The sequence below is a fragment of the Actinomyces sp. SKVG-SVH-4(1) genome, from assembly GCF_048514265.1.
Classification (GTDB): domain Bacteria; phylum Actinomycetota; class Actinomycetes; order Actinomycetales; family Actinomycetaceae; genus Actinomyces; species Actinomyces oris.
The window spans coordinates 16891-30143 of the sequence record NZ_JBGEVE010000021.1; the positions used below are offsets into that span (position 1 = coordinate 16891).

The following is a 13253-nucleotide window of genomic DNA, read 5'->3' on the forward strand; positions in this document are numbered from 1 at the left end:
ATTCTTCCCGATCGGTCGCGGCGGTGGGGGCTTTCAGTCCGACAGTGCGGCGGTGAGGGCGGGGCCCGGCTCGATGAATGAAGTCATGACACTGATGCTGTGTGAAGGGAGGCGGCAGCCGAGAGGCGAGGCGCCGGTACAGGGTCAAATACCGCTGACGAGCTTGGTGATGCGCTGGAGGCTTACCTTGCGGCTCGTGCCCAGTGTCTGGGCGAACAGGCTCACCCGCAGCTCCTCCACCATCCAGCGCGCCTCCTCCAGGAGGGCCTCGCGCTGCGGGTCGGCCGGCAGTGAGGCCGCCTTGGCGCGGGCCTTGTCCACCACCTCCCGGGCCTGGGAGACCTGGAAGGCCAGGGCAGTGTCCTGGGAGGCGGCCGACGGCGATGAGGCCGCCTTCTCCACCCGCATCACCAGGGCCCGCAGGTAGCGCTCCAGATGCGCCAGGTGCTCCGGCGGGGTGGCGGTGATGAAGCCGCCCGGAACCAGGGAGGCCGCGTGCTTGCGTACCTCCTGCAGCGTGTTCAGCAACGTCAGGGAGGTGTGCTCACCCACCACGCGCTCCACCTCCCGGGCCGCCTTGAGCGCCGCGGCCGCATACCGGGCCACCCGGTAGACCTCGTCCTCAAGGTCGCCACGCATGACACCGACCAGCGCCTCGAAGACCTCCCGCCTGCGCACCTCCGCCAGTGCGCAGCCGGAGGCCGACGCCGCCCAGCGCCCGACCACGATCCGTGCGGCAGCCGCCTGCACGTCCTCCACGAGAGCCTCCGTGCTCCGGTAGGGACTGGCCGCCAGGATGAGCGACTCCTGGGCACTCCACCGGCTCGTCACCCGGGCCGTCGGCAAGGCCGTGCGCGCCAGGGCCAGCGCCGTCACCCCGGCGCCATGAGCACCCAGCTGGGCGGCGGCATCGGGCAGGATCCGCAGGTCCGCGCTCCTGGCCCCGTTCGCCACCAGGGCGGGGTAACCGCGCACCACCAGCCCGGCCCGGCCCGCCGACTCCACCGAGGCCGGGATCGTCGAACCGTCCGGGTCGCCCAGGCCCGGCACGCCCCGGGGCCAGTCGGTCAGCCCCTTGCGCTCCTCCAGGCCGGCCCCGGCTCCAGTACCGGCTTCAGCTCCGGCCCCTGAGGCTCCTGCGGTTCCAGCGGCGACGCCCGACCGCTGGGCGGCTGCTGGCCGCCCGCCCTTCTTCTTACGGCCCTTGCGGCCGGGCTTCCCGCCCTGCGTGCCCTGGCGCTCCTGGGCCTCGGCCATCGCCTGGGCCAGCGCGCCGCGCACCACCGAGCGCACAGCAGCCTCCGTCTTGCCCGACAGCCGCTGCTGGAGCGCAACCAGGTCCCGGCCACGACCAATGACCCGGCCCCGCGCATCCAGGGCCGCGAAGCCCATCGCCAGGTGGTCCGGCAGCCGCTCCGCAGCCTCGGCCCAGTCCTCCTCCGTGATCTCCACGCCCTTGAGGCGGAGCACCACCCGGCTGAAGGCATCCTCGAAGGGCGCTTCCGGGCAGCTCGCACCCGACGGCGTCGGGAACTCCTGGGCGATCTGCGCCCACACCTGGGCGCCCACGTCCGGGGCCGGCACCAGCTGGCGGCGCACCCGCTTAGGCAGCGCCCGGATCGTGGCCACGCACAGCTCAGCCCGCATCCCCGGCACCAGCCAGTCGAAGCCCTCCGGGGACAGGCGCCCCAGCACCTCCACCGGCACCTGGACACTGACCCCGTCCTCGGGGTGGCCCGGCTCGAACACGTAGTCCAGGCCCAGGGTCAGGTCCCCCTGCACCCACGTGTCCGGGAAGCCGCTCGCGTCGCCCCCGCCGGGCAGCAGCAGCTCCCGGGTGAAGTCCAGCAGGTCCGGGGTGGTGCGCCGCTGCTCCTTCCACCAGGCGTCGAAGGCCGCCGCGGAGGTCACCTCCTCGGGGATCCGGTCGTCGTAGAAGTCGAACAGGGCGGCGTCGTCGGCCAGCAGCCCGTGCTCGCGCCGACGCCGCTCCACGTCCTGAAGCTCCTCGATGAGCTCCCGGTTGCGCTCCACGAAGCCGTGGCGGGCGTGCCAGCCGCCCTCCACCAGGCCCGAGCGGATGAACATCTCCCGGGCCACCTGGCGGGCTGAGTCCGTCCCCACGCTCGCCAGCGTCGCCGGCCGGTCCGCCACCAGCGTCATCCCGTAGAGCAGCACCTTCTCGTGGACCATGGCCGCCCCCTGGCGGGTCGACCAGTAGGGCTCACCGAAGACGTGGCGGGTCAGGCCCGCCCGGTCCGCCACCTGCTCGATCCACCGGGAGTCCACCTTGGCCACTGTGCGGGCGAAGAGCCGGGAGGTCTCCACCAGCTCGGCGGTCATCACCCAGTCGTAGGTCTTGCGGCGCAGGCCCGAGCCCGGCCAGATCGTGAAGCGGGTCCCGCGCGCGCCGGCGTACTCCCGACGACGCTCATCCCAGTTCCCCACATTGGACAGCAGACCCACCAGCAGCGAACGGTGGATCGCGTCGGCGTCGGGCGTGTCCGCGCTGCGCCCCAGGGCCACGACGGCGGCCGCCACACCCCCGTTGGCGATCTGAGCGGCGTGACTGCCCGGCTCCAGGGCCTCAGTGGCCGCCCGGATCGAACGGGCCGTCGGCAGCTCCACCGGGGCCGCGTCCAGGCCCAGCGGTCGGGCCAGCTGACGCAGCTGGGCGTGGACGTCCTGCCACTCGCGCACCCGCAGGTAGTGCAGGAACTCGGCCCGGCACATGCGCCGGAAGGCCGAGCCGGACAGCTCGCGGCTCTGCGTGCGCAGGTAGCGCCACAGGTTGAGGTAGGTCAGGAAGTCACTCGTCGGGTCCGCGAAGCGCCGGTGCAGGGCGTCGGAGGCCTCCTGCTTGTCCGCCGGGCGCTCGCGCACGTCCTGGATGGACAGGGCCGCCACGATGACCATGACCTCCCCGACGCAGCCCAGCTCACCGGCCTCCAGGAGCATGCGCCCCAGACGCGGGTCGATGGGCAGGCGCGCCAGGCGCCGCCCGATCTCCGTCAGGCGCGGCCCGCGCCGGCCCCGGTCGAGGGCGTCGTCGGAGCGGGCGGAGGCGGCCCCGGCCGGCTCGATGGCGCCGATCTCCGTGAGCAGCTGCAGGCCGGAGCGGACCTGGCGGGAGTCCGGGGCGTCCAGGAAAGGGAAGTCCTCCACCGCCCCCAGCCCCAGGGCCGCCATCTGCAGAATGACGCTGGCCAGCGAGGTGCGCAGGATCTCCGGCTCGGTGTACTCCGGGCGCGCCTCGAAGTCGGCTTGCGAGTACAGGCGGATGGCGATGCCGTCGGCCACGCGCCCGCAGCGGCCCGCCCGCTGGTTGGCGCTGGCCCGGCTGACCGGCTCGATCGGCAGGCGCTGAACCTTGGTGCGGTTGGAGTAGCGGGAGATGCGCGCCAGGCCCGGGTCGATGACGTAACGGATTCCGGGAACCGTCAGGGAGGTCTCGGCCACGTTCGTGGCCAGGACGATGCGGCGCACCTGGTGGGCCTCGAAGACCCGGTGCTGCTCGGCGGCGCTCAGGCGCGAGTACAGGGGGACGACCTCGATGGCCCCCGGCGTGCGCGAACGGCCGTCAGGCGTGTAGCGCGCCCCCAGGTGGTCGATGAGGGCCGCCTCGGTGTCGCGGATATCGCGCTCACCGGCCAGGAAGATGAGGATGTCGCCGCTGGGCTCCCCCAGGAGCTCGTCGACGGCGTCGAGGATCCCGGTCACCTGGTCCTTGGGCTCCCCGGACTCGGCGGCCGCGGAGGCGGCCCGGCCCCGGCCCTTGCCCCGAGCCCCCTGGTTGCGGGGCGTGAGCGCAGCGGGGCCGGCGCCGGAGCGGATGGCCTCGCGGCGGGCCCGGGCCGCGGCGCGCACCGCCGGGTCGGGGGAGGTCAGGGCCTCCAGCTCGGCCTCGCTCAGCTCGCCGGGTCCCGCCGGGCCGGGCTGGGGCGCGGCGGTGGGCTTGGCCGGTTCACCGCCGGCGTCGTCGGAGGCAGGCGGGGCGTCGTCGGGAGCCAGTGGGCGGTAGCGCACCTCAACGGGGTAGGTGCGCCCGGAGACCTCGATGACCGGGGCGGGAACGGTGAAGGGCTGCCCGCGGTCACCGGTCTGCTCGCGGCCGAAGTGCTCGGCGAAGCGCTCGGAGTCGATGGTGGCCGAGGTGATGATGACCTTGAGGTCAGGGCGCTCGGGCAGTAGACGCGCCAGGTAGCCCAGGATGAAGTCGATGTTGAGGCTGCGCTCGTGGGCCTCGTCCACGATGATCGTGTCGTAGCGGCGCAGCTGGGGGTCGGACTGGATCTCCGCCAGCAGGATGCCGTCAGTCATGAGCTTGACCAGGGTGTTCTCGCCGACCTCCTCGGTGAAACGCACCTGGTAGCCGACGACGCCGTCACGCCCGATCGGGGTGCCCAGCTCGGAGGCGATGCGTTCGGCCACGCTGCGGGCGGCAATGCGTCGCGGCTGGGTGTGGCCGATCATCCCGGTCACACCCCGGCCCAGCTCCAGGCAGATCTTGGGCAGCTGGGTGGTCTTTCCACTGCCGGTCTCACCGGCGACGATGACGACCTGGTACTCGGCGATGGCGGCGGCGATCTCCTCACGGCGGGCGGAGACCGGCAGCTCCTCGGGGTAGACGATCGCCGGGACGGCGGCGGCGCGGGCGGCGAGCTGCTCGGGGGAGTAGCCCCTCCAGGCGCTGCGGCGCCTACCCTCGGTGCGGTCCGGGTGCCGGCCCCGACGCCTGCCGCCACCGCGCGGGGCGCGCTGCCTGTGCTGGTCCGGTGCGCCGCCTCGTGCGGGGCCGGCGGTGTGCCCGGCCGGCCCGTCAGGGGACGCCTGAGTGCTCTCGGTGCTGCGCGCGCCGAGGTCGCTGTCCTGCTGGCCGCGATGGCCCCCGGCGTGATCGTCGCCCTGGTTCTGCGTGAGGTGCTCGCCCTGTTCCATAGGTGGCCCATTGTCCCCCATGCGCGCCCCTCGCCCGATCACCCCGTGACAGGACCGCTGGCCAAAGGCCGAGCCGGTGGGGGCCCTGCGTGAAATACTCACCGACATGACGGATACTCCCCAGTGGCCGGGCCACTCCTCCGGGCCCTTCCCGCACGGTGCCGGCGGGTCTCAGCCTCCTTACGGGCCTCAGCCTCCCTACGGTCCGCAGGCCTCTCAGGCCGTCCCGGCTCCCTACGGTCCTCAGGATGCGGTGGGTTGGCAGAATCCGCCTGCGGCGGGCGGCCTTCCCGGTCAGCCGGTCATGCAGCAGCCGGCCCAGGCTCCCTACCTCCCGACAGGGGCGCCGGCGTCGTACCAGGCAGGTCCGGTCTACCCGAGCGCCCCCGACGGCGGGGCGCCCAAGCGCAGACGGCGCACCGCCGTCATTGTGGCGGTCGTGGTCGTGCTGGTCCTCGCGGTTGCCGGAGGGGGCGCGGCCTACTGGTGGCTGCATGTCCGAGGCGGGGCTCGGGCTGACCTGAAGAAGCCGACATCGGGCTGGACCAAGGCCTGGGCCAAGGGTTATGAGGAGGTCTGGGCTCTCGACGCCCCCAAGAACGAGCCCGGCCGTGACGGGCGTGTCTCGGTGGAGCACGTCGGCGACTATGTCATCCGGGTGGTCTCCGAAGACAGCCAGGTGCATGCCGAGGTCTTCTCACTGAAGAGCAATGCCCCCAAGCTCCTGTGGGAGGAGGACTTCGAGTCAGAGGTTGGGTCGTACTCCCTCGACGTGTGGAACGGAAAGCTGGTCGAGGCGGACAAGCTCGTCGACCTCGGCTCCCAGAAGCACGAGGATGCTCCCTGGGAGGCGGGGGCCTCGGTCGCCATCAACGGAGACAAAGCGATCTCTTGCGAAGGCGCAACCTGCACTATGTGGTCCTCCTCGAAGCAGCGCGTCTGGCAGAAGAAGCTCCCCTTCGACGACCCCGGCTCCGAGAACGCCACCATCTCGCCCCGCTTCGACCACTATGCGGTAGCGAGCATCTTCTGGGGGAGGAAGGTGCAGTACCTGCATGTCGACCTTAACACCGGTGAGGCCTCCCCGATTGAAGGGGCCTCGATGGCCACCTCGCCCACTGCCTTGCAGGACGGCTGGATGCTCTTCGACCTCCAGCCCCCATCCACGGGGCGGCCCGATACCGTGACCCTCATCAAGCCCGATGGCTCGGTCAAGGAGACCTTTGATGTAGGCGTTCCTGAGGACTTCACCGACTACCCGTGGTCACCCCAGGACTTCACCCTCGACCAGGCGCGCGCCTGGCTCAAGAACGGCGACACCTCCTGGGCGCCGTCGACCTACTCGATCAACAAGGATGACAAAGAGTGCACGTCCATCACGGTGGCCGGCCAGAGAATCGACCTCGGTGAGGACAACTCGCTGTCCGTGAAGTTCCCCGGCGGCTGCCAGGGAGTGCCCATCCAGGGCGTCCACCACTCCGGAGACGGGGAGATCGGCGTCTTCTTCGAGCACAAGAGCGAGGCTGAGACAGATCTGCACCTCGTCGACATGTCCACCGGTGAGAGCCCCGCGCCGCTTCCACTGGGGAACTGGGCCGGCTACAGCCCCGAAGGCGACTTCCTCATCGCCTACGAGGAGAACGGCGCCGTCAAGGCCTACCGCCCGTCCTGATCCGCCCCGGCTCTCCTTGCGCGTGCCGACGGCGGTGCCGTCGCCACCCGGCGCAAGGAGCCGGGCGGCCGCTCAGCGCAGGCGGCGCTGCGCCCACTCCAGGCTCAGGCGGGCGACCTCCTCCTGAGCCTGGTCCAGGGTCTCGGCGTGGACATGGACCATCTGGCTGGAGTCGGGCAGCAGCGGGAAGCCCTCGGCGGTGGCCTCAGCGGTGTCGGGCAGCTCGTTGGACAGCACCCCGTGCACCATGAGCACCGGCCAGGGCAGGTCCGCCAGGGTGCGCTGCGGATCCTGCATGGAGAAGTCCGCCAGCGTCTCCTTGGACAGGACGTTCCACTCGCGGGAGTTGGGGTTGTCATCCACCAGGCGCGTCAGCCCGTGCTGGGCGAGTTCATCGAGCTGCTCGGGGGAGAAGATCTCCTCCCACAGGATCGACTGCGGCCCCACGATGGCGCCCACGAGCACCGCCGTGCGCACATGCTCGGGCCTCGCCAGAAGCGCCGCCGTCGCCCCGAAACCGTTGGCGTGGATCATCTGCCGGGTGAAGCCCAGGCCGGCCAGCCAGCTGGAGGCCGCCCGCAGGTCCTCGGCCTCGCCCGCCAGCGTGATGACGTCGTCGTCGGACTCACCCAGACCCGAGAAGTCCAGGTTGAGCGTGGCCAGACCCGCCTCGCGGTAGCGGGCACCGATCCAGTCCAGCCTCCCGCCCTGACCGTGACGGTCGGTGAGGAAGTCGTGCGCCAGCAGGACCACGCCCTCAGGTCGCGCCTGTGGGGGCTGGGTGTCCTCCGACGTCGTAGAAACCTCCAGATCGATGGGGGCGGCTCCGGCAGGCAGCTGGAGGGTGCCGGCCAGGGTGATCCCGCGTGGGGTATCGATGCGGACGTCGTTCATGGGGTCAACCTAAGACAGAAAATAGGGGTGAGCATGGGGGATGCATCGGTAGTTCTCCCGATTGCGCTTCGAGCGTGACGAAGGCGTCGAGACCTCCGGACGCTCGCCGGGCTGTAGATATCTACGAACCGTGAGGATTCTCCGGCAACGGAGGATGTCGGACCGGGGACCAAGGGCCGAGGAGAGTGACAAGGGTGCCAGGCCGGGTGCGTACCCCGAGTCGCCGGGGATGCGCACCCGGCCTCGGCTCCGCCGTCGGGCGGGAGGAGGGCAGGGACGGGCGGGGCTGCCGAGCTACGCGGGAAGTGGTACCGCGCGGACCGTCTCGACGGCGCGGCGCACCAGGGCCTCATCGGTGCGCTGGGGCTCGTCGGGGGTCAGTCCCTCGCGGGGGCAGCGCATGTGGACCTCGCGCACGCCGGTGGACTCCACCAGGTCGACCAGGCCGTCGGGGCGCACGGCCCCGGCTGCGACCACGGTCGGCCCGCCACTGGCCACCAGCCCGGCGATCACCGAGGCGCCGTCGGCCGCGGTCTGGGCCGCCCCGCTGGTCAGGACGTAGCGCACGCCGAGTCCCTCCAGGTCCCCGTAAGCCTCGACGGTGTCGCGGCACTGATCGAAGGCCCGGTGGAAGGTGACGGGGGCGCCATTGGCCATGTCGACCAGCAGGCGCACGAGGCCGCGGTCAATGGTGCCGTCCTCGGTCAGGGCACCGACGACGAAGCCCAGGTCCACCGCCGGCGGCAGCGTCGTGCGCCCCCCGCCCGTGGCCTGGGGGCGGGTGAACTCGGCCATCTCCAGGGCCAGGGTGGCGATGCGCCGCACGTCGGCGATCATCGCCCGGCCCTCATCGGCGTTGTAGACGAAGGACCCGCCCCGGGGACGGATGAGGATCCGCAGGCCGAAGGGGGCGGCGGCCTCGGGCTTCTCCGCCCAGTGGGCGCCGGCCTGGGCACGGCGCTGCTCGACCTGCTCGGCGGCGGCGAAGATGGCGGCCTCGATGGTGCCGATCGAGGGGGTGGTGCCGGCGGCGGTGAGGTTCGCGCCCAGCTCGGCCCGGTCAGCTCCGGCCCGGGCGGAGATCCTCACGCCCTCGACGTCCTCGACGCAGGTCTCCAGGACGACGTGGCTGGGGTGACGCCAGGCGGGGACGGGAGCGGTGATCGTGTGCTGGCGCAGCGACGGTGCTGAGCCGGTGAGCCTCATTGCATTCATGGGGCTGAGTCTGGCATGTCCGCACGATGATGGAAACCGACTTGACCTGGGAGTTCTTCACATGTCCTCCAGATCCTCGTAGGACTTGGGGTCCTCAATGGGCTCCAGGTGCGCCGAGATGCGCAGGCTGGTGTCGGCCTCGATGAGCTCGTCGATGACCTGCTCAGTGAAGTCGTGCCCCTTCTTGACGCTCCAGGCCGCCGGAACCAGCACGTGCAGCTCCATGAAACGCCGGTTTCCGGCTTCGCGCACCCGCACCGCGTGGAAGTCGATCATGCCCGTCTGGCGGTGGCGCGCCAGAACCTCCTCCACGCGCTGGAGCACCTCAGCGGACGGGGCGATGTCCATGAGACCGCCCACCGAGTCGCGAATGAGCGTGAAGCCGGTCCACATGATGTTGAGCCCGGCCCCCAGGGCGACGACGGCGTCGAGCACGGCCGAGCCGAAGACGGCTACCAGTGCCACCCCGACCAGGACCGCGGCGGAGGTGACGACGTCGGTGGCCAGGTGCTTGGCGTCGGCCACCAGGGTCATGGAGCGCTCGCGGCGCCCGGCCTGGTAGAGCACCCACGCCACCGCACCGTTGAGGAGCGAGGCGATGACCGAGACCGCCAGACCCACCCCCAGCTGCTCGGGCATCCGCGGGTCGATGAGGCGCTCGATGGCGGAGATGATGATGACGGCGGCGGCCACGAAGATCATGACCCCCTCGACGACGGCCGAGAAGTACTCGGCCTTGGAGTGCCCGAACTGGTGGTCGGCGTCGGCCGGCTTGGCCGCGATCTTCAGCACGATGAGGGCGACGACGGCGGCGATGAGGTTGACCACGGACTCGGCGGCGTCGGAGAGCAGACCCACGGAGCCGGTCAGCCAGGCTGAGGCCCCCTTGAGCGCGATCGTGGCCAGTGCGGCACCGATGGACAGCCACGCGTAGCGGCTCAGGTCCTTGGGGGGTGAGTAGCGGGAGGACACGACCCGATCATGGCGCGGGCCTCAGCGCGCTGACCACCCGAGGTTTCGTGTCGCCGCAACGCGCGGTCCGCGGCGTTCGGGTGTCCGCCCCGCGCTGTGCCGTGGACTAAGGTGCCCGGTAGCGGCGGGCTGCCGGTCCGATACCGGGATCGACGGCGGGACGGCCGCCGTGACAGGAGCATGACAGGAGCGAAAGGCGGGTAACCGGGATGCTGGACCTCTTTTCCCTCACGCTTCACATGCCGGCGTCCCTGACCGACACCTTCCGGCTGCTGGACCTGTGCGGGGTCCTGCTCAATGGGATCCTGGGCGGGCTCATCGCCCGGCGCAAGAACTTCGACCTGGTGGGCTTCGTCGTCCTGGCCATGCTCACGGCCACCGCCGGCGGCATCCTGCGCGACGTCATGATCCAGGCCGGCCCGCCCTTCGCCCTGACCGACCCCTACTACCTCTACACGGCCTGCCTGGGTGCGACGGTGGCCTGGTTCGTGCCGCTGACCTCGCGGCCCACCCGGCGCCTGCTCGTGGTGGCCGACGCCGTCATCCTGGGCTGCTGGGCCGCCACCGGGGCCTCGAAGGCCCTCACCTATGGGCTCGGCGTCATGCCGGCACTCCTGCTGGGCTGCCTCACCGCCATCGGCGGCTCCATGATCCGCGACGTCGCGGTGGGGGAGACCCCGGCCGTCTTCGGGGGCAACAAGCTCTACGCGATCCCGGCGCTCATCGCCGCCGGCACCCAGGTCGTGGCCGTCAAGGCGGGGGTGGCCGACGCTCACGCCATGCTCGTGTCCACCGTGGTCGGTGCGGGCCTGTGCGTGCTCGCCTACTGGCGCTCCTGGCAGCTGCCGGTCATCTCCGACCGGGAACGGCGCCGGGCCGGGCGGCGCGCGGCCAACGGCGCGCTCGTGGGCTGGCGCCGGGGGCTCATGATGGGGCCGCTCAAGGCCCCCTCCTGGCGCGGCCGCGGCGGGCAGACGGCGCAGGAGGGCGCCTCCTCCCAGCAGCCCGAGCAGGGCTAAGGGCGGACTGCGGGGTTAGCCGGAACGTTAGCCGGCCTCGAGGCGGCCTCAGGAACTCTCGCCGACCGGGCGCACGCTGGCCTGACCGGCGTCGACGGGCTGGGACTGGGCGCCGCCCTTGCTCGAGGGTGCCCCGAAGAGCCGCTCCTTGACGGCGTCGGCGACCTTCTCGGTGACGGCCTCGCCCTGGGTGCGCACGGCCTGCTTGACGTGACTGGAGGCGGCGTCGACCCGGGTGCGCACGAAGGGCTGCTCGGCGACCTTGGAGGCCGCGGTCTTGATGCGCTCGTACTGGGCGCGCCCCGCGCGGGTCCCGAGCACGTATCCCGCGCCGAGTCCGAGGATGAAGGGGATCTTGCCGGCCATATCGTCTCCTGAGCTTGAAGGAAGCACTGCTGGGTGCGCCATTACCATACCGGCCGGGGGCCGGGGCGACTGACGTGAAGGGGGTGCGGGGGCCGCGTGATCGCCCACAGCGTCACGCGCGGGGCGGCCGCGGGGCCTGGGCGGCCCTCACCCTGGAATCACACGGTCTTCTCCGAGGAGTCGTCGGCGGAGGGCACCGAGCCCGCCGCGGGGTCCTGGACGCTGGTGCCGTGGGCGCTCGGCTGGGAGGCGATCAGGCCGTCCGGCGTGACGGTGGTGATGTAGGAGCGGCCGCCCAGGATGACGCCGAGCGTCACCAGTAGCCCGGTGCCCATGAGGGTGGCGACCTGCAGCAGGTTGAGGTCGGCCAGGATCGCGTGGCGGCGCAGCGAGGCCGCCGTCGAGGCAGTGGAGTTGGTGGGGCCGTTCGGGCCGGTGGGGCTGGTGGGCTCTGCCGGACCGGTGGAGTCTGTGGAGAAGGGGGACATGTGATTCCTCCTGTTCGCTGGGGATGGGAACGGGGGCGCTCGCCCCGATGAACCCAGGTAACCGCCGGGGCCTGTCGTCCGTGTAGGGCAGGCCTGTGCCGTCCCTGTGAACCGGGCGGGCTGCGGGCCGATCCGCATGCTGGCGGGCATCGACGCCGGTGGAGGGGCCTGCGTGAGACATGCCGCATGGAGGGGGCGGCCGGGAAACGGCCCGCTCTCAGCGGTGGTCGCCGTGAGGCCGTCAGCGGCGCGGCGCGGCCTCCAGCAGCTCGCGGGGCAGGCGCCGGGCCAACTCGTAGCCGTCGGCGCCCACGACGACGGGCACGTCGGCCTCGGCCAGGGTCCGGGCCTCCGGCCCGATGCCCATGGGGTGGGCGGTCAGCCCTCCGGCGAGCACCTGCTGGGTGGCGGTCAGGCGGCGGATGGCGACGGCGGCGATCCGGTCGGCGTGGTGGCGGGCGGCCTCGCCGTAGATGTGCGGGTCGTGCTGGCCGTCGTCGCCGAAGAGGATCCAGGTGATCTGGGGCAGGTCGATCATGAGCCGGCGCAGCTCGGTGCGCTTGTGCTCGATGCCCGAGCGGAACCAGCCGGTGTTGGTCGGCCCCCAGTCGGTCATGAGCGCGGGCCCCGAGGGGAAGCCGTGGCGGGAGAAGAAGGAGCGCAGGGTGGGGACGACGTTCCAGGCCCCGGTGGACAGGTACATCATCGGGGTGCCCGGGTGGGCGGCCTGGATGCGCGAGTAGAGCTCGGCCATCCCGGGGACGGGCTCGCGCGCCGAGGAGTACTTGACGAGCTGGTTCCAGGCGGCCACGAGCACGCGGGGGACGTGCGTGACCATGGCGGTATCGTCGATGTCGGAGATGATGCCCAGGCGCGGGCCCTCGGGGATGATGAGGACCTTGGCGGCGACCGCGTGCGCCCCCATCGCCTCGATCCTGGCCTCGTGCCAGCCCGGCTCCAGGCCGTGATCGCGCACGACGACGTCGATGTAGCCGCTGCGGTCGGCCCGGGTGCGCACGCTGGCCCGGCCCACGTGGACCGTCACCGGCAGGAAGGCGACCGGCACCTCGATGAACAGGCGCCAGCCGCGTTGGGCGTCGCTCAGCCCGGTCATGGCGAAGCTGCGGGCCTGGGCGGCGCTGACGGGAAGAGTGTCGGGCAGGGAGCGGAACAGGGGCCCCTCGGCGGGGGCGTCCTGAGGACGCATCACCATGCGGGCCAGGACCCGGGCCATGGGAGCGGGCCGGGAGGGCTGAGTGGGCTGGGAGGAACCGGAGGAGGTCCCGCGGGAGGCTGAGGCGGGGCGCCGGCGGGCTCCGGCCGCGCTGCGCTGGGGTGCAGTGTTCTGGTGCTGCTCCTGGTGCTGCGGCGCCGTCGGGCCGGGCTGAGCCGGGGCGCTGGTGCCGTATCCGTCGTAGGGAATGACGCGGGGCCGCCAGCCCTGACGCTTGAGGACCGGGACGGTATCGCGATGGAACCGGTCCTCGACGGCGCGGGCGATGTCGGAGAGGGGCACCCCTGGATCCTAGACGACTCAGGGGTTCCAATCGTTGCGTTCGTCGGGTGGATCGCGCGGTCGTAGGGCAGGTCGCGGGGTCGTACCCTGAACCCTCTGTGTTGTCTCATGACTTCTGAGAGTTTCGGATGTCATGACATCTGAGACACCGGTTGGGTGCGTCTGCCGGATGG

9 protein-coding genes are annotated in these 13253 nt (G+C 71.7%); 2 read left to right on the forward strand and 7 right to left on the reverse strand.

The window, feature by feature from the left end; all coding sequences use genetic code 11:
- Window positions 1-144: 144 nt before the first annotated feature.
- Entirely contained in the window at window positions 145-4938 is a 4794-nt protein-coding gene (locus tag AB7V09_RS12495; protein WP_419143955.1) for a DUF3418 domain-containing protein, read from the reverse strand.
- Between the two features lie 106 nt (window positions 4939-5044).
- Here AB7V09_RS12495 and AB7V09_RS12500 point away from each other — a divergent pair, with 106 nt between their 5' ends.
- On the forward strand, window positions 5045-6610 hold the full coding sequence (locus AB7V09_RS12500) for a hypothetical protein (protein WP_419143956.1): 1566 nt from the start codon (window positions 5045-5047) through the stop codon (window positions 6608-6610).
- Window positions 6611-6682: 72 nt separating this feature from the next.
- Here AB7V09_RS12500 and AB7V09_RS12505 read toward each other — a convergent pair whose 3' ends face one another.
- The 3 genes from AB7V09_RS12505 to AB7V09_RS12515 all read right to left on the reverse strand — a co-directional run bounded on the left by AB7V09_RS12505 (window position 6683) and on the right by AB7V09_RS12515 (window position 9691).
- Window positions 6683-7504, reverse strand: coding sequence for an alpha/beta hydrolase family protein (locus tag AB7V09_RS12505; protein ID WP_279012810.1), 822 nt, complete (start codon window positions 7502-7504; stop codon window positions 6683-6685).
- Window positions 7505-7798: 294 nt separating this feature from the next.
- Window positions 7799-8710: a copper homeostasis protein CutC gene (locus AB7V09_RS12510; RefSeq protein ID WP_178389389.1), complete on the reverse strand. Its 912-nt coding sequence runs from the start codon at window positions 8708-8710 to the stop codon at window positions 7799-7801.
- 66 nt (window positions 8711-8776) lie between these two features.
- On the reverse strand, window positions 8777-9691 hold the full coding sequence (locus tag AB7V09_RS12515) for a cation diffusion facilitator family transporter (RefSeq protein ID WP_075414038.1): 915 nt from the start codon (window positions 9689-9691) through the stop codon (window positions 8777-8779).
- Window positions 9692-9900: 209 nt separating this feature from the next.
- On the opposite strand from AB7V09_RS12515, the gene AB7V09_RS12520 reads away from it, so the two are divergent.
- Complete coding sequence (locus tag AB7V09_RS12520; protein ID WP_419143957.1) at window positions 9901-10710, forward strand: trimeric intracellular cation channel family protein; 810 nt, start codon at window positions 9901-9903, stop codon at window positions 10708-10710.
- A 48-nt stretch (window positions 10711-10758) separates the two neighbouring features.
- On the opposite strand, the gene AB7V09_RS12525 is transcribed toward AB7V09_RS12520, so the two are convergent.
- From AB7V09_RS12525 to AB7V09_RS12535, 3 genes are all read right to left on the reverse strand, one after another.
- Window positions 10759-11076, reverse strand: a complete 318-nt coding sequence (locus tag AB7V09_RS12525) for a hypothetical protein (RefSeq protein ID WP_009406192.1) — start codon at window positions 11074-11076, stop codon at window positions 10759-10761.
- A 158-nt stretch (window positions 11077-11234) separates the two neighbouring features.
- The gene (locus tag AB7V09_RS12530; protein ID WP_419143958.1) at window positions 11235-11564 is read right to left on the reverse strand and encodes a hypothetical protein; all 330 of its coding nucleotides are present in this window, start codon (window positions 11562-11564) and stop codon (window positions 11235-11237) included.
- A gap of 241 nt (window positions 11565-11805) precedes the next feature.
- Window positions 11806-13080: a phosphatase domain-containing protein gene (locus tag AB7V09_RS12535; protein WP_419143959.1), complete on the reverse strand. Its 1275-nt coding sequence runs from the start codon at window positions 13078-13080 to the stop codon at window positions 11806-11808.
- Window positions 13081-13253 lie beyond the last annotated feature (173 nt).

Bases quoted from the DNA above. Each gene is read 5' to 3' on its own strand.
- AB7V09_RS12500 (WP_419143956.1), top strand. From the start codon at position 5,045: ATGACGGATACTCCCCAGTGGCCGGGCCACTCCTCCGGGCCCTTCCCG.
- AB7V09_RS12530 (WP_419143958.1), bottom strand. From the start codon at position 11,564: ATGTCCCCCTTCTCCACAGACTCCACCGGTCCGGCAGAGCCCACCAGC.
- AB7V09_RS12520 (WP_419143957.1), top strand. From the start codon at position 9,901: ATGCTGGACCTCTTTTCCCTCACGCTTCACATGCCGGCGTCCCTGACC.
- AB7V09_RS12525 (WP_009406192.1), bottom strand. From the start codon at position 11,076: ATGGCCGGCAAGATCCCCTTCATCCTCGGACTCGGCGCGGGATACGTG.
- AB7V09_RS12510 (WP_178389389.1), bottom strand. From the start codon at position 8,710: ATGAGGCTCACCGGCTCAGCACCGTCGCTGCGCCAGCACACGATCACC.
- AB7V09_RS12495 (WP_419143955.1), bottom strand. From the start codon at position 4,938: ATGGAACAGGGCGAGCACCTCACGCAGAACCAGGGCGACGATCACGCC.
- AB7V09_RS12505 (WP_279012810.1), bottom strand. From the start codon at position 7,504: ATGAACGACGTCCGCATCGATACCCCACGCGGGATCACCCTGGCCGGC.